The following is a 17,448-nucleotide window of genomic DNA, read 5'->3' on the forward strand; positions in this document are numbered from 1 at the left end:
CACTCATTTTAGATTAGTCAGTTGTGACTAATCTGAAGTCGAGCACGATTGCGGCTCCGACCCAGGAGGTCTTCCCATGCGAACCCAGCGTCTACTCGTCATCGCCGCCGCCGTCCTCGCGGGCGGCCTGCTCCTGAGCGCCTGCGCCCCGGCCCAGACCGCGAACCCCGACGGCACGGTTTCGCTGCGCCCCGCCCTGAGCGGCGAACGGCGCTCGCTGCTGCTGCCCGGATTCGGCCGGGTGAACTACTACGCCGACCCGCGCGGCACCGGGCGGCCGCTGGTCCTGACCCACTCGGTCAACGCGGCGGCGAGCGCCTACGAGATGAAGCCGCTGTGGGACAGCTACGCCGGCACGCGCCCGGTGTACGCGCTGGAATGGCCGGGATTCGGCAGCTCCGCGCGCCCCGACGTGACCTACACGCCCGAGCTGATGGCGTCGGCACTGCGCGCGCTCGTGGACGAACTGGGAGAAGACGTGGACGTGGTGTCCCTGAGCCTGGGCAGCGAGTTCGTGGCCCGCGCCGCGTTGCAGGACAGCCGCATCCGGACCCTGGCGCTGATCAGCCCCAGCGGGTTCGGGCAGCCCCGGGGCGGCACCCAGCGGGCCGCGGAGGAAGACGGCGGCGCGGCGCTCTACAACCGGCTGAACAGCGTCGGGGACCTGCTGTACGGCGCCATCCGGACCCGCCCCAGCATCCAGTATTTCCTGAGCCGCAGCTTCCGGGGACCCGTACCGGGCGACGTGATCGACTATTCCACCGAGACCTCGCGGCAGCCGGGGGCCAAGTACGCGCCCCTGTACTTCATCAGTGGCCGCCTGTTCGGGGCCGACGCCTACGGCGACCTGTACAGCAAGCTGAACATTCCCACGCTGGTGCTGTACGACCAGGACGGCTTCGTGTCCTTCGACCGCCTGCCGCTGTTCGCGCAGAAGGCGGGCGCGAAGGTCGTCCGGATTCCGGACACCGACGGCCTGCCGCAGTTCGAGAAACTGCCCGAGGTGCGCCGGGCGCTCGACACTTTCTGGGCCGAGGCGAAGTAGGCGCCGGGTCCGGCGGGGACGGGAAATGCTGTCTTTCCGTCCCCGCCGTGCATCCGCTCCTACCGCGCGCGCAGCGTGGCGGTATTGCCGGCAGCGTCGCGCACGGTGATGTCGGCATAGAGCCCGCTGGTCTGGCCACTGAAGGCCACACGCGTCCCGGGCTGGATGCCCAGCGACTGGCCGTCCACGCTGATGGCCGTGACGCCGCCGTCGTCGCTGGCGACCCCGCTCACGCGGATCTGGCGGCCGCTGCGTTCCAGGCCCGTGACCTGGATCTGCGGCCGCTGCACGTCCACCCGCACCGACCCGCTCAGCTCGCCGACATGGCCCGCCGCGTCGTAGGCGCGCACGGTGTACTGGGCGCGGTTGCCCTGGAGGGCCGGCTGGAAGCTGAAGGCGGCGATCTTGCGGCTGCCCGCCTGGATGGGAATGGCCTTGCCGTCTACAGTGATTTTCGTGACCCCCACGTCGTCCATGGCGTAGCCCCGGACGGTGGGCGTGCGGTCCTGGCTGACCGCGCCGCCCGCCGGGCCACCGATGACGACGCGCGGCGTGAAGGTGTCGGTCGGTCGCGAGCAGCCGCCGAGGCCCAGCGAAAGCAGGGTCAGCAGCGGGAGGGCGCTCAGGCGCGGAGAAAGGCGCATGGGCAGGAGTATACCGGGGCCGGCCCCTGGCAGGCGGCCCCCTGACCGTCTGCCGGTACAATGCCCGGCGTGAGTTCGTCCGCCCCCGCCGCCTCCCCGCCCTCCGCCTCCGTTTCCGGCCGCTTCGCTCCGGTGCCCGAGGGCACGCGCGACGTGCTGCCGGCCGAGTGGTCCAGGCGCGAACATCTGCGCGCGCAGCTCTCGGCCCTGCTGCTGGGCTGGGGCTACCAGGGCGTCGAGCTGCCCGCCCTGGAATACGCTGCGCACGGGCACCCGCTGGGCGACCGGGCCTTCAAGCTCATCGACTCGGGCGGGCAGGTGCTCGCGCTGCGCAGCGAGTTCACGACCGCGCTGGGCCGGCTGGCGCGCGCGCACTACCCGCAGGGGCCCTTTCCGCTGCGGCTCCAGTACGGCGGGCGGCTGTGGCTGCGCGCCCAGACGAGCGAGCTGGGCCGCCTGCGCGAATTTACCCAGGTCGGCGCCGAGCTGATCGGGGTGGCGACTGCGCAGGCCGACGCCGAACTGCTCGCGCTGGCCCAGGCCGCCCTGGAAGCCGTGGGGGTGAACGCCCTGCTGGAGGTCGGGTTTCCCGGGTTCGTGGACGCCGTGCTGGAAGACGCCGGGGTACACGGCGAGGCGCGCGAGGCGCTGCACGGCGCCATCGACCGCAAGAGCGGGGCGGACCTGGACCTGCTGGCGCGGGGGCGCGGCCTGGACCGCGAGGTGACGCGCACCCTGCACGCCCTGACCGACCTGTACGGCGGCCCCGAGGTGCTGGAGGCCGCCGCCGGCATGGCCCAGGGCACGCGGGCGCGCGCGGCGGTGGCGCACCTGCGCGAGGTCGCGGCGCACTTCGGCGGGCCACTCCTCTACGACCTGGGGGTCAGCCGCCGCTACGACTACTACACCGGCCTGACCTTCCGGGCCTACGTGGACGGTATCAATCAGCCGCTGCTGGGCGGCGGGCGCTACGCGCTGGAGGGCGGGCTGCCCGGCGCGGGCTTCGCGGTGGGCCTGGAGCGGCTGGTACGCGCCCTGCCGCCGGGCGTGCCCCCCGAACCCGAGACGGTGCTGGCCCTGGACCTCGCGGCGGCGGGCGCGGCCCGGAACACCGGCCTGCGGGCCGAACTCGCCTGGACCGCCGACGAGGCCGAGCTGCGCGCGTACTGCGCGGCGCGCGGCATCCGGCGGGCGCTGCGCGGGCCGCAGATGGCCGCCGCGTGGGAGGTGGGCGCATGACCCCGGCTCCTGCGCGCGCGCCCGGCCACCTCATCCTCGCGCTGCCCAAGGGCCGCATCATGCAGGAGGCCACGGCGCTGCTGTCCCGGGCCGGGCTGCCCATGAGCGTGCCAGAAGGTTCACGCGCCCTGCGCCACGAGTTTCCCGGCGTGACCGTGCTGGAACTGCGCAACCAGGACGTGCCGGTGTACGTGGACCTCGGCGTGGCCGACGCGGGCATCGTGGGCAAGGACGTGCTGCTCGAATCGGGCCGGTCGGTCTACGAGCCGGTGGACCTGGGCTTCGCGGCCTGCCGCCTCTCGCTCATCCGCGAGGTGGGGGCCACCGGGCCGGTGCGGCGGGTGGGCACCAAGTATCCGCGCATGGCCCGCGAGTATCTCGACGCGCGCGGCATCCCGGCCGAGACGGTCAAGCTCAGCGGCAACATCGAACTCGCGGCCCTGACCGGTCTGGCCGACGCGGTGGTGGACCTCGTGCAGACCGGCAGCACCCTGCGCGCCAACAACCTCGAGGAGGTGGACGTGCTGTTCCACTCCAGCGCCCGCTTCATCGTGAACCGCGCCGCCCTGAAGCTGCGCCGCGAGCGCCTGCGCCCCCTCATCGAGCGCCTGCGCGAACTGGCCGTGCCCGCCGGGGCCTGAGCCTTTCGCGGCTCCTGGCCGGGCCGGCGCGCGGCACACCCTTCTTCGAACAATCTGCACGGTCCCTGCACAGGCCGCCGCCACACTCCTGACCAGTCGCCCCCGCCGCCGGGTGGGGACATTCAGGAGGAACGCCTATGACCGGACATCGCCCCGCCGCCCAGACCCTCGCCCCCTACCCCGCCGACGACCACGACCACCACGACGACTTCAACGACCTGGGCCTGAGTGCCGACCTGGGGATGCTGGGGCGGCCGATCCTGGACCGCCGCCGCGTCCTGGCGATGGGCCTGCTGGGGATCGGGGTGCTGGTGGGCTGCGGCGCGGCTGCGGACAGATCGGGGACGGGCGCGGGCAGCGGCACAAAGGACTGCCCCACCGCCATTCCCCAGGAGACGGCCGGTCCCTACCCTGCCGACGGCTCGGTGGCCTCGGGCCAGTCGCTGAACGTGCTGACCCGCTCGGGCATCGTGCGGCGTGACCTGCGCACCAGCCTGGGCACCGGCCATACGGCGGCGGGCTTCCCGCTGACCCTCAACCTCAAGCTGGTGAACACCGGTGCGGGCTGCGCGGCGCTCGCCGGTTACGCCGTGTACCTGTGGCACTGCACCGCCGACGGCAACTATTCGCTGTACAGCGCCGGCACCGTGGGCGAGGACTACCTGCGCGGCGTGCAGGTGGCGGGCACTGACGGCACCGTCACCTTCCAGACCGTCTTTCCGGGCTGCTACGCGGGGCGTTGGCCGCACATCCACTTCGAGATCTATCCGTCGCTGGCCGTCGCCACCTCGGCCAGCAGCAAGATCCAGACTTCGCAGCTCGCGCTGCCCGAGGCGACCTGCCGCGAGGTGTACGCGACCGGCGACTATCCGGCCAGCCTGGGCAACCTGAACGGCATCTCACTGGCCCGCGACAACGTGTTCAGCGACGGATACAGCACCCAGATGGCGGCGGTAACGGGCAACCCTTCGGCCGGGTACACGGCCAACCTGACGGTGGGCCTGGCCCGCTGAGGTAGCCGGGAGCAAAGGGCCTAGGCCGTCCCCTCCTCCAGCCGCAGCACGTCCCCGAAGGGAAAGCCCTCGTCTTCCAGGCCGCCGGGCGGCACCACCCACAGGGTCGGCACGCGCGGGGCCTGCGCCGGAAAGTCGCCGTAGCCGTCGGTGAGGTAGATCAGCACGTCGGGCTCCTGTTCGTCCAGCAGGGCGAAGATGGGCCGGAAGTCGGTGCCGCCGCCCCCCTGCGGCGCGGGCACGTCGTCGCCGGGGCGCAGGTCGTAGGGCCCGTAAGCCTCGGTGTCGGCGTAGTACAGGGTGGCGCGCACGTGCGGGTATGCCCCCAGCACGCCCTGCACCTCGCCCACCAGGGCGCGCACCGCCGCGTCGTCCACGCTGCCCGAGGTGTCCACAGCGATGAGTGCCCGCAGCGACTCGTCGTCGAGGGCCTCCAGGTACAGGCCGCGCCCGATGAACCGGCGGTCGAAGCCCCCGAAATCCACCGGCGTGCGCGCCAGGAAGCGCCAGAGCTGCGCGCGCCAGTCCAGCTGGGCCGGGGCCAGCCGCGCGAGTTCGCGGTGCGCGCCGAGGGGGTCGTGGCCGTGCTCGCCGCTCATGGCCTCGACGCTGCGGGCCTGCGCGAGCGCCTGCGCCCACTCGCGCGCGGCGTTCCGGCCCTGCCCCTGCCCCTCCTTGGGCGGCGCGTCGCCGGGGGGACCGTCGAGCAGGTCGTCGCCCTCCTCGCCTTCGGGCTCGGGCTGGCCCTCCAGCGAGGTATAGACCTCCTCGGCACTCAGGCGCTCCAGATGCTCGTCGCGGATGAAGGTGGGCGGCGTGGGCAGCCCGGCCGCCGCCACCATGCCGTTCACGATGAGGTCGGCGGCGCGGTTCCAGCGTTTCTTCTCGCGCGGACCCCGGCGCGGCACGTGCGAGAGCGCGGCGTGCAGGACCTCGTGCAGCAGCAGGCCGTCGAGCACGTCGGCGGGCAGGCTGGCGGCCACCTCCGGGTTCACGTAGACCCGTTCGCCGTCGGTGCTGGCCGCCACCACCTCCCGCGAGGGCACGAACTCGGCGTGCAGCAGCAGCGTGGCGAAAAAGGCCGAGCGCCCCCGCAGCCGCACGCGCGCGCCCGAGATGAGGCGCTGGAATTCAGGGGTGATCGGAACTGGCTGGGTCATGGGCAGGGCTCCTGAACAAGAGGGGACGAAGACGGTACAAGCGGCCGGACATGGGGGCGATACCGGGCGGGCCGTCTGCGGAATCGGAGGGTCTCCGGAGGCGTCCAGCCCGGCAGACCGGGGGGCGAGCGCCAGTTCGGCAGGGCGGGGAGGGGCAAGGTCAGGAGCGGCGGAACGGCCCGCAGGACACAGAAGCCCAGCCCGGGCTCAGGCCCAAGCTCCAGTCCTGGACCCGCGCGCCCCGCAGCCCACGCACCTGGAACAAGCTCGGCAGGAGCACGCAACACAGCGCGGTCAGCCCGGCCACCCCTTCCACGTCCCGCCTAGCCCTCCGCCAGCGCCAGGGTCTCCTGGACCAGCGCGCCCAGACGCTCGTCGCGGCCCAGCAGCGCGGCGAGGTCCCCGAGCTGCCCGATGGCCTGGAACTTGCTGACCAGCGTGGCGACGTACAGTTGCAGCCACTCGGGACCGGCGGCGTCGGCCAGCCAGGTGAAGGCGCGGTAGGCCTCGTCGGCGTCCTGCGCGCGGGCGGCGAGACCCACCACCGCCGCGTAGCGCACGCTCGGCTCGGCCGGCAGCTTCAGGCCCGCGCCGCCGCCCTTCAGGACCACGCCCAGATCGGGCAGTTGCTCGAACAGCCGCACGAAAGCCGCGAACTCGGCCCCCGCCGCCTCCCCGATGGCGGGCGACACGTCCAGCCCGGCGCGGTGCAGCTGCGCGGCCATCTCCCAGGCGCGGGGGCTGGGCCACGCGGGCTGCTGCGGGTCCAGGCGGTGCAGCAGCTCGGGCCGGAAGGTCAGGAAGGCGATGACGTGCTCGTGCAGGCCGCGCCCCAGGGCATACGAGCGCCACGAGTCGAAGTCGGGGCGCACCGTGAGGTGCAGGAAACGGTTGGCGAGCGGGGCGGGCATGTCGAACACGCTGGCGCGGTCCTCCTTGCGGTTGCCGGCCGCCCACACGAACCAGCCGTCCGGCAGCTCGTAGCTGCCCACCTTGCGGTCGAGGATGAGCTGCTGGGCCATGCCCTGCATGGTGGGCGGGGCCATGTTCACCTCGTCCAGAAAGAGGATGCCCGCCCCGGCGCGCGGCAGGAACTCGGGCGGATACCACCGGCTCACGCCGCCGCCCTGGCCGTCCGCCTCGGGCACCGGCAGGCCGCGCAGGTCGGTGGGCGCGAGCTGCGAGAGCCGCACGTCCACGAACTCCAGGCCGTGCGCGCGGGCGATCTGCGCGACCACGCTGCTCTTGCCCACGCCGGGCGGCCCCCAGATCATGGTGGCGATGTTCAGGTGTCCGCGCACGAGCGCCGACAGGTAGGTCTGCAATTCTTGGGGGGTCAGGGTCATGCGTACTCCTTGGACTTCAGGCTACACGGCGCACGGCGAACCCGCCCCCTCCGGCAGGAAGGGGCGGGCCACACGGAAGACCAGATTACAGCTTGCGCTGGGCGTCGCGCTGCGCGTCCTGCGCCGCATTCTTGACATTCTGGGCCGCGTCCTTGGCGTCGTTCCTGAAGTCGGCCGCCGCGTCCTTGGCCTGGTTCTTCAGGTCGTTGGCGGTGTTCTTGGCGTCACGGGCGGCGTCACGCGCGCCGTCCTTGAGCTCGTCGGCCTTGTCCTGGGCCGCGTTCTGGACCTTGGGGGCCACGTCCTGCGCCTTGTCCTTGGCCTTGTCGGCCACGTCGCCGGCCGCGTCCTTGGCCTGGGCCGCCGCGCCGCTCACGGCGTCCTTCACGTCGCCCGCGACTTCCTTGACCTTGTCCACGCCCGCCTGCACGCCGCCGCCCGACACGGCGTCCTTCACGTCCTCGGCCTTGTCGGCGATGACGGCCCCGGCGCTCTGGGCCGCGTCCTTGGTCTTCTCCCAGCCCTTGGCGACGCTCTCGCCCACGTCGTGCGCGGCGTCCTTCAGACCCAGCTCGGAGAGCTTGGCGTCGAGGGCCTTGCGGTTCTGCTCGCGGCTGAAGTAGTAGGCGGCGGCACCGACGAGCGCGCCCAGAACGAGCAGGCGCTTGACGGGAAAGTGGTTTTCTTCGCGTTCGAACATGAAATGAAGTCTAGCCCTCAGTTCTCATGAGAGGATGAGGCGGGCTTATGCGGAGGTTTACGCCCTCCCGTCTCCGGCCAGGACAGCGGCGGCCGCGCCCCCCACCCACACCGGCTCGCCCGCCTGCGAGAACTGCGCCGTGAGCAGCGCCGGCTGACCGGGTCTCCGCTGCGCGCCGCGCACCACGCTGGCCCCCGGCGGCAGGCGTTCGCCCACTCCCAGCACCGCCACCAGGCAGGCGAACATGTTGCTGCTCGCGGCGTCCTCGGCAAAGCCCCGCAGCGGCCCGAAAGCCCGGAAACTCACGTCGGCGCGGCGCTGCGGACCCTCGGCGGGGGCCTCCAGGGCGTAGACGATCAGGCCGGTCGTGCCGGTGGCGTGCCCCAACGCCTCCACGGCCCCGGGCGCGGGCACCCAGGCGTCCAGTTCGGCCAGCGAGGCGACCTCCACGCACAGGTTCGGCCGCCCGGCCGAGGCGCGGTGCACGGCGCGGGGGGAGGGCAGGCCGGCCGCGTCCCCGGCGGGCAGTGCGGCGGCCGTCGCCTCCGCCACGCCCTGCGAGAGCAGCCACTCGCCGCCGCACAGCTGCGCGGGCACCGGCTGCGGGCCGCCCAGCACGTCGCTCACGTCGCTCACCGCGCCGCGCCCCTGCAGGTAGGTCAGGGCCGCCACGCTCGCCGAGTCGCTCTCGCCCTTCTCGCGCTCGGGCGTGAAGACGCGCAGGGCCGCGCCCTCCAGCCCGCAGGCCCCGACGAACACGCTCAGGGGGGCGCCGGCCGCCGCCGCGCGGCCCTGCAGGTCGCCGGCCGCGTCCCCGAACACCGCCACGCGCTTGCCCCCGCCGGTCCCGCGCGGCGTGAACACGTCGTAGAGGGTGGGCAGGGCCGGGGCAGGGTCACTCATGGGCCAAAGAGAGCACATCCGCCCCGATGGGGGGAGTTACCACATCTGAACTGAAACGATTCAGTCAGGCCGGATTTTCTGCTACGCTGCCTTCCATGACCCAGACCGGCCCGCTGAATGGCGAACTCAAGTGGTGGCAGAGCTCCGTGATCTACCAGATCTACCCGCGCTCCTTTCAGGACAGCGGCGACGACGGCGTGGGCGACCTGCGCGGCATCACGGCGCGGCTGCCCTACGTGGCGAGCCTGGGCGTGGGGGCGGTGTGGCTCTCGCCCATCTTCACCAGCCCCATGCGCGATTTCGGCTACGACGTGGCCGACTACTGCGACATCGACCCGCTGTTCGGCACGCTGGACGACTTCGACGCCCTGGTCGCCGAGGCGCACCGCCTGGGCCTGAAGGTGATGCTCGACTACGTGCCCAACCACACGAGTTCGGACCACGCCTGGTTCCGGGAGTCGCTGACGGGCAAGGAGAGTGGCAAGCGCGACTGGTACGTGTGGCGCGACCCGGCACAGGACGGCGGCGTGCCCAACAACTGGAAGTCCTTTTTCGGCGGCCCCGCCTGGACCCTGGACGAGGCGAGCGGGCAGTACTACCTGCACCAGTTCCTGCCGTCCCAGCCGGACCTGAACTGGCGCAACCCGGCGGTCCGGGCGGCCATGTTCGACGTGCTGCGCTTCTGGATGCGCCGGGGTGTGGACGGCTTCCGGGTGGACGTGATCTGGCTACTGGCCGAGGACGAGGACTTCCGCGACGAGCCGGTCAACCCCGACTGGAAGCCCGGCGACGTGGAACACGCCAGCCTCGACCATATCCACACCCAGGACCAGCCCGAGACGCACGAGTACATCCGCGAGATGCGCCGCGTGCTCGACGAGTTCGACGACCGCATGATGGTCGGCGAGATCTACCTGCCGGTCGTCAAGCTGCTGCCCTATGCCGGCACCGCCGAAGAGCCGATGGTGCACCTGCCCTTCAACTTCCACCTGATCCTCCAGGGCTGGACGGCGGAACTCGTGCGCGGCTTTGCCGACAGCTACGACGCCGAGTGCCGCCTCCGCCACAGCTGGCCCAACTGGGTGCTGGGCAACCACGACCAGCACCGTTTCAAGTCGCGTCTGGGCGCCGACCAGTACCGCGTGGCGCAGACGCTGCTGCTGACCCTGCGCGGCACGCCGACCGTGTACTACGGCGACGAGATCGGCATGACCGACGTGGACGTGCCCGCCGACCGTCTGGTGGACCCCGCCGCCCTGCAACAGCCCGACAGCCCGGAAGCCGGGCGCGACCCCGAGCGCACGCCGATGCAGTGGGACGCCACCGCCAACGCGGGTTTCGCGCCCGGTGGGGCCACGCCCTGGCTGCCGCTGGCCGACGACTACCCGGCTGTGAACGTGGCCGCTCAGGACGGCGACCCGGCCAGCGACCTGAACTACTTCCGCGCGCTGACCCGCCTGCGCGCCGAGTACCCCGCGCTGGTGGGCGGCGCCTACCGCAGCCTGGAAACGCCCGGCGCCGACGTGTTCGCCTACGAACGCATGCCTGAACACGGAGGCGGCGAGCGCGTGGTGGTCCTGCTGAACTTCGGCGGCGAGGCAGCGGACGTGGCCGGGCTGGCCGGCGGCGACACCCTGCTGAGCAGCCTGGGCGACCGCCCGGAGCGCGGCGCGGCCCTGCGTCCCCACGAGGCGCGGATTCTGCGCGGCTGAGGCACCGGGCACGGACGCGAGGGGACGGGGGCGAAAGGAACATCTTCACCCCTGTCCCCTCGCGTCCGTGCCCGGCCGATTTCCCCTCCCCCCGCCGGATGCTCTAGCCTGCCGCCATGACCCCCTACGACCTGACCACCCGCGCCGCCCGTGCGGGCGAGGAGGCCCGGCCGGCCGGCAGCACGCCCCTGGTCGAGCCGATCTACCAGAGCACCGTCTACGCCTTCCCGGACCTGGAGACGCTGGACCGCGCCATGAGCGGCGAGGAACCCGCGAGCTTCTACTACCGCAACGGCACCCCCAACGCCGCGACGCTGGAGCGCGCGCTGGCCGGGCTGGAGGGCACCGAGGCCGCGCTGGTGGCCGCGAGCGGCATGGCGGCCATCAGCGCGGCGCTGCTGGGCCTCCTGAAGACCGGTGACCACGTGGTGGCCGACGCGCGCGTGTACGGCGTGACCTACGCGCTGCTCGCCGAGGAACTGCCCCGCCTAGGCATCGAGGTGAGTTTCGTGGACGCCTGCGACCCCGCCGAGGTGGAGGCCGCCTTCCGGGACACCACCCGCGTCCTGCACGTCGAGAGCCTCACCAACCCGCTCATGACGGTGCCGGACGTGCCCGCGCTGGCACAAATCGCGCACGCGCGCGGCGCGCTGTTGAGCGTGGACAACACCTTCGCCAGCCCCGCCGTCTTCCGGCCGGCCGGGCACGGGGCCGACCTCGTGACCCACTCGGTGAGCAAATACCTCAGCGGGCACAGCGCGGCCCTGGGCGGCGTGGTGTGCGGGCGCGCGGACCTGATCGCCCAGGCACGCACCCGCCTCCTGCGGCTGGGCGGCACCATCTCGGCCTTCGACGCCTGGATGACCCTTCAGGGCCTCAAGACGCTGGGCCTGCGGATGCGCGCCCACAGCGGCAACGCGCAGGCGGTCGCCGACGTGCTCGTCAACCACCCGCGCGTGCGGGCCGTGTATCACCCCGGCCTGTCGGACCATCCGCAGTTCCACCGCGCGATGGAGCTGTTCCCGGACGGCTTCGGGGGCATGCTCGCCGCCGAGATCGAGGACGCGCCGGGCTTCGTGCGCGCGCTGGCGGGCCGGATTCCGCTGGCGCCCTCGCTGGCCGACGTGATGACCACCCTGTCGTGGCCCTGGGGCACCTCGCACCGCCCGCTGCCCGAGGGCGAGCGCCGCCGCCTGGGCATCACGCCCGAGCTGCTGCGGCTGTCGGTCGGCATCGAGGACATCGGCGACCTGCTGGGCGACCTCGAAGCGGCGCTGGACTGAGTGGTCGGGGCGGGGGGCCCGCGCGCCCTCCGCCCCCTCTCCCGCCATGCTCAGCGCAGCGGCTGGCCGTTCTGGTCCACCACGTTGATCTGGCTGAAGCTGCCCCGGACGCGCACCAGGGTCCAGGGACTGGTGATCGCCTGGGTGGTGAAGCTGCCGGCGCCGGGTGCCTGCACGGCGACCGTCAGGGTCAGGGTGCCCGACTGGGCGTTGGCCGCGACCACACGCACCCCGTAGCCCCCGGTGGCCCGCTGGCCCAGGAACACGCCCACGAGCGTCTCGCCGCTGCTCAGGGCCGGGACGGTGGGGGCGCCGCTCTGGTTGCCGTAGGCGACGTTCAGCAGCGCCCGCGCGGCGGCGGCGGTGTTCGCCACCTGCACGGCGGCCTCCGCGACGTTGGCATTGCTGCCGCTGGCGACCTCGGTGAAATTCACGTTGCCTCCGGACACCACAGGGGAGGTGGTCTGGCCGCCACTGGGGAAGGGCACGCCGCCGTTGTTGCCGACCGGGGTCGTCACGACGCCCGGCAGCACGTACAGGGCGGTGCGGCGCGTCTCGGTGGCGGCCGGCTCGATGGTCAGGGGGGTCTGCGGATCGTTCAGGACCGCCACGGCCAGGCCCCCCTGACTGCGGCCAGCCGAGGCCAGGGCGCGTCCCAGCGCCGCGCCCTCCTCGTCGGTGAGCTGCCCCGCGCCGCTCAGACCGGAGCTGGGCGACGCGCTCACGCGCCCGCTCACCCCGCTCAGGCGCACCCAGTTCGTGCCGTCGGTGTAGTACACGGCCGCCAGCGAGGCGCCGTTCTGGGGAGCGACCGTGAACAGTCCGGCCGTATCGCGCGTCACCGAGACCTTCTGGCTCGTCGCGGCCAGCGGCTGGCGGTAGGTGGACTTGCCGTCCACGCTGAGGGTTCCGGGCAGCGAGAGGTCGTCCTGCACCTGCGCGCGCAGCGTCACGGCCTGGCCGCCGATCTTGAGGCCGGCGCTCGACTGCCCCTGCCCCAGCGTGCCGTACACCCACGCGAGGCGCTCCTGGGCGCCGCCCGTCAGACTGACCTCGTGCACGCGCAGGTTGGTGGGACCGGTCATCGAGCAGCCGGCCAGCAGACCGGCGCCCAGCAGCAGCAGGGCAGGAAACGCCAAACGGGGAAGGGACATGAAGCCAGCTTAGGGGCCAAATCTGACCAGCCCCTGAAGGTGACCTTGAGGAAGGGTTGTGGCGTGGCGGGCCGCCCCCGGCTCAGCGAGGCGCGCGCAGGTCGCCCAGGCCACGCTCGACTCCGGCCAGGACCCGGTCGTACCCGGCCTGCTCGGCGGCGCTGACGACCCCCTGTCGCCGCGCGGCCTGCTGCACGTCCCGGCGTACGGTGTGCAGATCGCTGCGCCAGCGGTTGGCGCGCGCCTGCGAGAGCCGGCGCTCGGCCACCGCCTGCTCCAGCCGCGCCATGAGCTGGTCGGCGCGCTCCAGCACGGCGTCCTGTTCGCGGCGGGTGGCCAGCTTTTGGGGACGCCCCGCCACTTCTCCGGCAACGTGCGGCGGGGCCGGGTCCGCCGCTGCCGGGCCACCGTTTGGCGACGCGCCGGTCTGCCACACCCCCACCGGTCCCTGAACCCCGGCCGTCCGGGCCGTCACCGTCTCCGCCAGGGCGACGTCGGCGGGGGCCGCCCGGCACGCCGAGGCGGCCGGGACACTCAGGGCGGCGAACGCGGCCAACAACCAGGACTTCATGCCGTCCAGTCTGGGCCGGGCACGGGCGGCCGTTCGTCCGCCTTTGGGTGGAGGAAGGAGGCCGCTTGTGGCGTCGTTCCTGGCGCGCCCGGTCTCCGGATCAGCCCTCGGCCGCGTAGGGAAACAGCAGGGTCGCCAGGATGACGGTGCCCAGGTCGAAGGCCGCCAGGAAGCCCAGCCAGCCAGCGACCTCGGGCGACCAGCCCCCGTCCAGCAGCAGCGAGGTCGCCTTGACCGAAGCGATCACCACCGGCACGAGGATCGGAAAGGCCAGCGCGGGCAGCAGCGCCTCGCGCGCGCGCAGGTTCACGGTGATGCTGCCGTAGAAGGTCGTGCCCGCCGCCAGCCCCACGATGCCCAGCACCGTCGTCAGGCCCAGGGCCGCCCACGGCACCGCGTTGCCCGCCCCGGCCGCCCCGAACAGCACCAGCCCGGCAGGCACCGTGAAGGCCGCGACGAGCAGCAGCGGCCCCAGCACGCCCAGCAGCTTGCCCAGGTACAGCGCGCCGTGCGGGCCGGGATACAGCAGGAGCTGTTCGAGCGCGCCCGCCTCCTGCTCCTGCGCGAAGGCGCGCTGCGCGCCCACCGCCGCCGCGAGGGCCAGGGCGGTCCAGACCGCGCCCGCCGCCGTCGCCGCCGCCTGCTCGGGGGGCAGCCCCACCTGACCGCCCAGCGCCAGCCCCAGGACCAGCAGCACGAGCCCCGCGAAAAAGCCCGTCGCCAGCAGCGTGTCCCGGGTGCGGCCGGCCACGCGCAGGTCCTTGAGGGCCAGTGTCAGGGCCGTTTTCATGGCGACCCCCTGCGCGGGGAGAAGGCCGCACACCCATGCTGCATGTTACGCTCCATGCCCCACCTCCTCGATCAATCCCGCCGAGAGCCGCAGCGCCCGGGGGGCCACCTGCCGGGCGAGGTCGGGCTCGTGGGCGGCCACGACCAGGGTCACGCCGCGCGCGCGCAGTTCACCCAGCAGCTCCAGGGTCAGGGCGCGGCCGGCGTCGTCGAGGTTGGCGAAGGGTTCGTCCACCAGGGTCAGGGGCCGGGCGAGCAGGTGCGCGCGGGCCAGGGCCAGCCGCTTGCGCATCCCCGCCGACAGGAAACGCACGCGCCGCGCCGAGGCGGCCTCCAGGTTCACGCGGCGCAACGCGCCCGGCACGTCGCCCGCCGCCCGGTGCATCTGGAGGGCGAAGTCGAGGTTCTCGGCGCAGCTCAGGTCGGGGTACAGGCCCGCGTCCACCGGCATGAGGTGCACCTGATCGCGCACCGCCCGCGAGTCGCGCAGGTCGAAGTCCATGACCCGGCCTTCTCCGCGCGTGGGCCGCAGCGCCGAGGCCAGCAGCCGCAGCAGCGTGGTCTTGCCGGCGCCGTTCTCGCCCAGCAACGTGACCCCCTCGCCGCGCGACACGTCGAGGTCCACGCCGCGCAGGATGACCTCCCGACCCAGGCGCAGCCACACGCCGCGCAGCTGGAGGGCGTGGGCCTGCACCTGGGCCGGAGGCGTCAGGAGATCAGCCACGCCGGCATGACGCTGTAGAAAAAGGACGCCAGGCGCGTGAACTGCCCCGTGAGCATCAGCACCCCGACCACGACCAGCAGCGCGCCGCCGACCTTCTCGAATACGCCCGCGTAGCGGTTCAGGCGCCGCAGCTTCAGGCGGTCCCACAGCAGCGCGGCCAGCAGGAAGGGCAGCGCCAGCCCCGCCGTGTAGGCCGCGAGCAGCCCGACCCCGGTCTGGAGGCTCGCCGTACTGGCCGCCAGCCCCAGGATGCTGCCCAGCGCCGGCCCCAGGCAGGGGCTCCACCCGAAGGCGAAGGCCGCGCCCAGCGCCACCGGGCCGTAACCGCCAGCGTCGGCGAGCTGGCGGGTGTCGCGCATCAGGAAGGGCAGCCGCAGCGCCCCCAGCATCACCAGCCCGAAAAACAGGATGAGCACCCCGGCGAGCTGCGCCAGCAGCGCCTTGTGCGGCGCGAGGGCCGCGCCCAGCGTGCTGGCGGTCGCCCCCAGCGCCATGAACACCAGCCCGAACCCCAGGATGAATCCGGCGGCGCGCAGCAGCGGCGCGCGCGCCCCGCCGATCACGCCCAGGTAGCTGGGCACCAGCGGCAGCACGCAGGGACTCAGGAACGACACCAGCCCGGCCACGAACGCCACGGCCAGGGTGGGGGCCGCCAGGGCCTGGGCCAGCACGGGCTGGGGTCACGTCTAGACTCATCGCCCCGAAGGATAGCGGGCCGGGCAAGGCGGGCTGTCCCGGCCCCGGTCCTGACCTGACCTCAGCGTTCCCAGGGCCACGCGCCCGGCGCGGCGGCCACGCCCAGCGCGCGCGGCCCGGTGTGGATGTTCAGCACCGGGTTCACGCCCGCCTCGCCCGACCACACGACGGGGTGGTGCGCCCGCAACAGCTTCAGGGCGGCGGGCGCGTCCTCGTGGACGTTGCCGTACAGCAGCCCCAGGCGCAGCGGCGTCCCCTCGCCGAACCGGCGCCCGATCTGCGTGACGACGGCCTCGATCCCGCCCGAGTAGCTGCGGGCGCGGCCCACGTTGGTGTAGGTGCCGCCGTTCGCCTTGTCCACCGTGACCACCGGCTTGAGGTTCAGCAGGCCCCCCAGCGTGGCCGCGACCCGGCCGATACGCCCGCCCCGGCGCAGGTATTCCAGCGTCTCGATGGTGAAATACAGCTCGGTCTCGTCCGACACGGCCTTCATCCAGGCCAGGGCGGTCTGCAGGCTCTCCCCCGCCTCGGCCGCCGTCTGGGCGGCGTGGACCTGAAAGGCCTGCGCCGCGCTGAGGGTCAGCGAGTCGTGCAGCGTCACGCGCAGGTGCGGGGCCATCGCGGCGGCCTGCTCGGCGGCGTTGCGGCTGCCGCTCAGGCCCGAGCTGATGGTCACGGCCAGAATGTCCGCGCTGCCCGAGCGCTCGGCCGCCGCCCCGAACGCCGCGAGCCAGTCCTGCGGGCTGGGCTGGCTGGAGGTCGGGTGCACCGGGTTGGTTTCGAGTTCGCGGAACAGCGCTTCGCGGCTCAGGTCGAAGGTACGGTACGACTTCGTGCCGAAGTTGACCGAGAAGGGCGCGACCGGCACAGCGTTGTTCAGGCCCGCGTAGGCGTCCAGGCCGCCGTCGGTGACCACCCCGAACCGGGGCACGCTCACTTGATCTCCACGCCGTTGAACTGCTCGATGAGCTTCAGGGCCGCCGTGTGGTCCTGCTCGGGGCCGACCACCTGCGCCGCCGCGCGGGTCAGGCCCGCGACCTGCGCGAGCACGGGGGCGCTGCCCTTGCCGGTCTGCACGAGGTCCATCGCGATGCCGGCGTCCTTGGCGAGCAGCCCGAGCGCGAAGGTCGCCGGGAACTCGCGGGTCAGCACCCGCTGGGGAATGAGGTTCTGCGAGACGTTGCTGCGCCCGCTGCTCGCGTTGATGACCTCCAGCGCCGCGCCCGCGTCCACCCCGGCGCGCACCAGGGTCGCCAGCCCCTCGCCCGCCACCCACAGGTTCGCCGCCAGCAGGACGTTGTTCACGGCCTTGACCGCGAAGCCCGCGCCCGTCTCCCCCACCCGCACGACCAGACCCGCGAAGGCGAGGTGCGGCCGCGCGGCCTCGACCTCGGCCTCGGGGCCGCCGATCATGACCGTCAGGGTGCCCGCCTCGGCCCCGCCCGTGCCGCCGCTGACCGGCGCGTCGAGGAAGCCCACGCCGCGGGCCGCGAGCCGCTCGCGCTGGCGGGGGGCCGCTTCGGGGTGCCCGCTCGTGCAGTCCACCCACAGCGTGCCGGGGCGCAGCTGCGCTTCCAGCGCGCCGATGAGGTCGTCCACCTCCGCGCTGGTCGGCAGGCAGGTGAAGATCACGTCGGCGGAGGCGAGCTCCTCCAGCGTGGCGGCGTGGCTGCCGTGCGCCGAGGCGTGCGCTTCGGCGCGGCCCGGCGTGCGGTTCCAGACGAGGGCGCGCCCACCCGTCTCCTGCGCGCGCCGGGCGAGGTGGGCGGCCATCGGCGCACCCATCGCGCCCAGGCCCAGAAATGCAGTCTTCGTCATCCTGCCTTCA

The 17,448-nt window shown here is 73.1% G+C and carries 18 protein-coding genes; 6 read left to right on the forward strand and 12 right to left on the reverse strand.

Going from position 1 to position 17,448, the window contains the following annotated elements:
• Positions 1–76: 76 nt before the first annotated feature.
• Entirely contained in the window at positions 77–1,045 is a 969-nt protein-coding gene (locus tag DGO_RS08235; RefSeq protein WP_014685034.1) for an alpha/beta fold hydrolase, read from the forward strand.
• 59 nt (positions 1,046–1,104) lie between these two features.
• Here the strand turns inward: DGO_RS08235 and DGO_RS08240 are convergent, their stop codons facing one another.
• Entirely contained in the window at positions 1,105–1,689 is a 585-nt protein-coding gene (locus DGO_RS08240; protein ID WP_043801657.1) for a hypothetical protein, read from the reverse strand.
• 60 nt (positions 1,690–1,749) lie between these two features.
• Between DGO_RS08240 and DGO_RS08245 the strand changes: the two genes are divergently transcribed.
• The 3 genes from DGO_RS08245 (at position 1,750) to DGO_RS08255 (ending at position 4,582) form a co-directional block, all read left to right on the forward strand.
• Positions 1,750–2,928 (forward strand): ATP phosphoribosyltransferase regulatory subunit, encoded by a 1,179-nt coding sequence (locus tag DGO_RS08245; protein ID WP_043801658.1) that lies wholly within the window; start codon positions 1,750–1,752, stop codon positions 2,926–2,928.
• On the forward strand, positions 2,925–3,569 hold the full coding sequence (gene hisG / locus DGO_RS08250) for an ATP phosphoribosyltransferase (protein ID WP_014685037.1): 645 nt from the start codon (positions 2,925–2,927) through the stop codon (positions 3,567–3,569). Before DGO_RS08245 ends, hisG begins: the two co-directional genes overlap by 4 nt.
• A 137-nt stretch (positions 3,570–3,706) precedes the next feature.
• Positions 3,707–4,582: an intradiol ring-cleavage dioxygenase gene (locus DGO_RS08255; protein WP_145975277.1), complete on the forward strand. Its 876-nt coding sequence runs from the start codon at positions 3,707–3,709 to the stop codon at positions 4,580–4,582.
• Between the two features lie 20 nt (positions 4,583–4,602).
• Here the strand turns inward: DGO_RS08255 and DGO_RS08260 are convergent, their stop codons facing one another.
• The 4 genes from DGO_RS08260 to DGO_RS08275 all read right to left on the reverse strand — a co-directional run bounded on the left by DGO_RS08260 (position 4,603) and on the right by DGO_RS08275 (position 8,691).
• Positions 4,603–5,742, reverse strand: coding sequence for a vWA domain-containing protein (locus DGO_RS08260; RefSeq protein ID WP_014685039.1), 1,140 nt, complete (start codon positions 5,740–5,742; stop codon positions 4,603–4,605).
• A 323-nt stretch (positions 5,743–6,065) separates the two neighbouring features.
• Positions 6,066–7,088 (reverse strand): ATP-binding protein, encoded by a 1,023-nt coding sequence (locus tag DGO_RS08265; RefSeq protein ID WP_014685040.1) that lies wholly within the window; start codon positions 7,086–7,088, stop codon positions 6,066–6,068.
• An 85-nt stretch (positions 7,089–7,173) separates the two neighbouring features.
• Entirely contained in the window at positions 7,174–7,788 is a 615-nt protein-coding gene (locus DGO_RS08270; protein WP_043801661.1) for a hypothetical protein, read from the reverse strand.
• 57 nt (positions 7,789–7,845) lie between these two features.
• Positions 7,846–8,691 (reverse strand): PhzF family phenazine biosynthesis protein, encoded by an 846-nt coding sequence (locus DGO_RS08275; protein WP_014685042.1) that lies wholly within the window; start codon positions 8,689–8,691, stop codon positions 7,846–7,848.
• Between the two features lie 95 nt (positions 8,692–8,786).
• Between DGO_RS08275 and DGO_RS08280 the strand changes: the two genes are divergently transcribed.
• A complete protein-coding gene (locus DGO_RS08280; protein ID WP_043801662.1) occupies positions 8,787–10,403 on the forward strand; it encodes an alpha-amylase family glycosyl hydrolase in 1,617 nt (538 codons plus the stop codon).
• Positions 10,404–10,519: 116 nt separating this feature from the next.
• Positions 10,520–11,686: a trans-sulfuration enzyme family protein gene (locus DGO_RS08285; protein WP_014685044.1), complete on the forward strand. Its 1,167-nt coding sequence runs from the start codon at positions 10,520–10,522 to the stop codon at positions 11,684–11,686.
• Between the two features lie 50 nt (positions 11,687–11,736).
• On the opposite strand, the gene DGO_RS08290 is transcribed toward DGO_RS08285, so the two are convergent.
• The 7 genes from DGO_RS08290 to DGO_RS08320 all read right to left on the reverse strand — a co-directional run bounded on the left by DGO_RS08290 (position 11,737) and on the right by DGO_RS08320 (position 17,438).
• Entirely contained in the window at positions 11,737–12,840 is a 1,104-nt protein-coding gene (locus DGO_RS08290; RefSeq protein ID WP_043801664.1) for a protease complex subunit PrcB family protein, read from the reverse strand.
• A gap of 82 nt (positions 12,841–12,922) precedes the next feature.
• On the reverse strand, positions 12,923–13,411 hold the full coding sequence (locus DGO_RS08295; protein ID WP_014685046.1) for a hypothetical protein: 489 nt from the start codon (positions 13,409–13,411) through the stop codon (positions 12,923–12,925).
• A 100-nt stretch (positions 13,412–13,511) separates the two neighbouring features.
• On the reverse strand, positions 13,512–14,201 hold the full coding sequence (locus DGO_RS08300) for a heme exporter protein CcmB (protein ID WP_043801669.1): 690 nt from the start codon (positions 14,199–14,201) through the stop codon (positions 13,512–13,514).
• Between the two features lie 45 nt (positions 14,202–14,246).
• A complete protein-coding gene (locus tag DGO_RS08305) occupies positions 14,247–14,924 on the reverse strand; it encodes an ABC transporter ATP-binding protein (protein ID WP_226991323.1) in 678 nt (225 codons plus the stop codon).
• Positions 14,909–15,595, reverse strand: coding sequence for a cytochrome c biogenesis CcdA family protein (locus DGO_RS08310; RefSeq protein ID WP_043801672.1), 687 nt, complete (start codon positions 15,593–15,595; stop codon positions 14,909–14,911). Before DGO_RS08310 ends, DGO_RS08305 begins: the two co-directional genes overlap by 16 nt.
• Before the next feature lie 86 nt (positions 15,596–15,681).
• Positions 15,682–16,557, reverse strand: a complete 876-nt coding sequence (locus DGO_RS08315) for a DegV family protein (RefSeq protein ID WP_043801675.1) — start codon at positions 16,555–16,557, stop codon at positions 15,682–15,684.
• Positions 16,554–17,438 carry an NAD(P)-dependent oxidoreductase gene (locus DGO_RS08320; RefSeq protein ID WP_043801679.1) on the reverse strand — a complete coding sequence of 295 codons (885 nt, stop codon included), beginning with the start codon at positions 17,436–17,438 and terminating at the stop codon, positions 16,554–16,556. The genes DGO_RS08315 and DGO_RS08320 overlap by 4 nt, the downstream gene beginning before the upstream one ends.
• Positions 17,439–17,448: the final 10 nt, after the last annotated feature.

Source organism: Deinococcus gobiensis I-0 (assembly GCF_000252445.1).
GTDB classification, from domain to species: Bacteria; Deinococcota; Deinococci; order Deinococcales; family Deinococcaceae; genus Deinococcus; species Deinococcus gobiensis.

Excerpts from the sequence above, each read along its gene's own strand:
- DGO_RS08320 (WP_043801679.1), bottom strand. The coding sequence starts at position 17,438 with ATGACGAAGACTGCATTTCTGGGCCTGGGCGCGATGGGTGCGCCGATG.
- hisG (WP_014685037.1), top strand. The coding sequence starts at position 2,925 with ATGACCCCGGCTCCTGCGCGCGCGCCCGGCCACCTCATCCTCGCGCTG.
- DGO_RS08240 (WP_043801657.1), bottom strand. The coding sequence starts at position 1,689 with ATGCGCCTTTCTCCGCGCCTGAGCGCCCTCCCGCTGCTGACCCTGCTT.
- DGO_RS08270 (WP_043801661.1), bottom strand. The coding sequence starts at position 7,788 with ATGTTCGAACGCGAAGAAAACCACTTTCCCGTCAAGCGCCTGCTCGTT.
- DGO_RS08275 (WP_014685042.1), bottom strand. The coding sequence starts at position 8,691 with ATGAGTGACCCTGCCCCGGCCCTGCCCACCCTCTACGACGTGTTCACG.
- DGO_RS08295 (WP_014685046.1), bottom strand. The coding sequence starts at position 13,411 with ATGAAGTCCTGGTTGTTGGCCGCGTTCGCCGCCCTGAGTGTCCCGGCC.
- DGO_RS08300 (WP_043801669.1), bottom strand. The coding sequence starts at position 14,201 with ATGAAAACGGCCCTGACACTGGCCCTCAAGGACCTGCGCGTGGCCGGC.
- DGO_RS08265 (WP_014685040.1), bottom strand. The coding sequence starts at position 7,088 with ATGACCCTGACCCCCCAAGAATTGCAGACCTACCTGTCGGCGCTCGTG.
- DGO_RS08255 (WP_145975277.1), top strand. The coding sequence starts at position 3,707 with ATGACCGGACATCGCCCCGCCGCCCAGACCCTCGCCCCCTACCCCGCC.
- DGO_RS08235 (WP_014685034.1), top strand. The coding sequence starts at position 77 with ATGCGAACCCAGCGTCTACTCGTCATCGCCGCCGCCGTCCTCGCGGGC.
- DGO_RS08245 (WP_043801658.1), top strand. The coding sequence starts at position 1,750 with ATGCCCGGCGTGAGTTCGTCCGCCCCCGCCGCCTCCCCGCCCTCCGCC.
- DGO_RS08285 (WP_014685044.1), top strand. The coding sequence starts at position 10,520 with ATGACCCCCTACGACCTGACCACCCGCGCCGCCCGTGCGGGCGAGGAG.
- DGO_RS08260 (WP_014685039.1), bottom strand. The coding sequence starts at position 5,742 with ATGACCCAGCCAGTTCCGATCACCCCTGAATTCCAGCGCCTCATCTCG.
- DGO_RS08290 (WP_043801664.1), bottom strand. The coding sequence starts at position 12,840 with ATGTCCCTTCCCCGTTTGGCGTTTCCTGCCCTGCTGCTGCTGGGCGCC.
- DGO_RS08280 (WP_043801662.1), top strand. The coding sequence starts at position 8,787 with ATGACCCAGACCGGCCCGCTGAATGGCGAACTCAAGTGGTGGCAGAGC.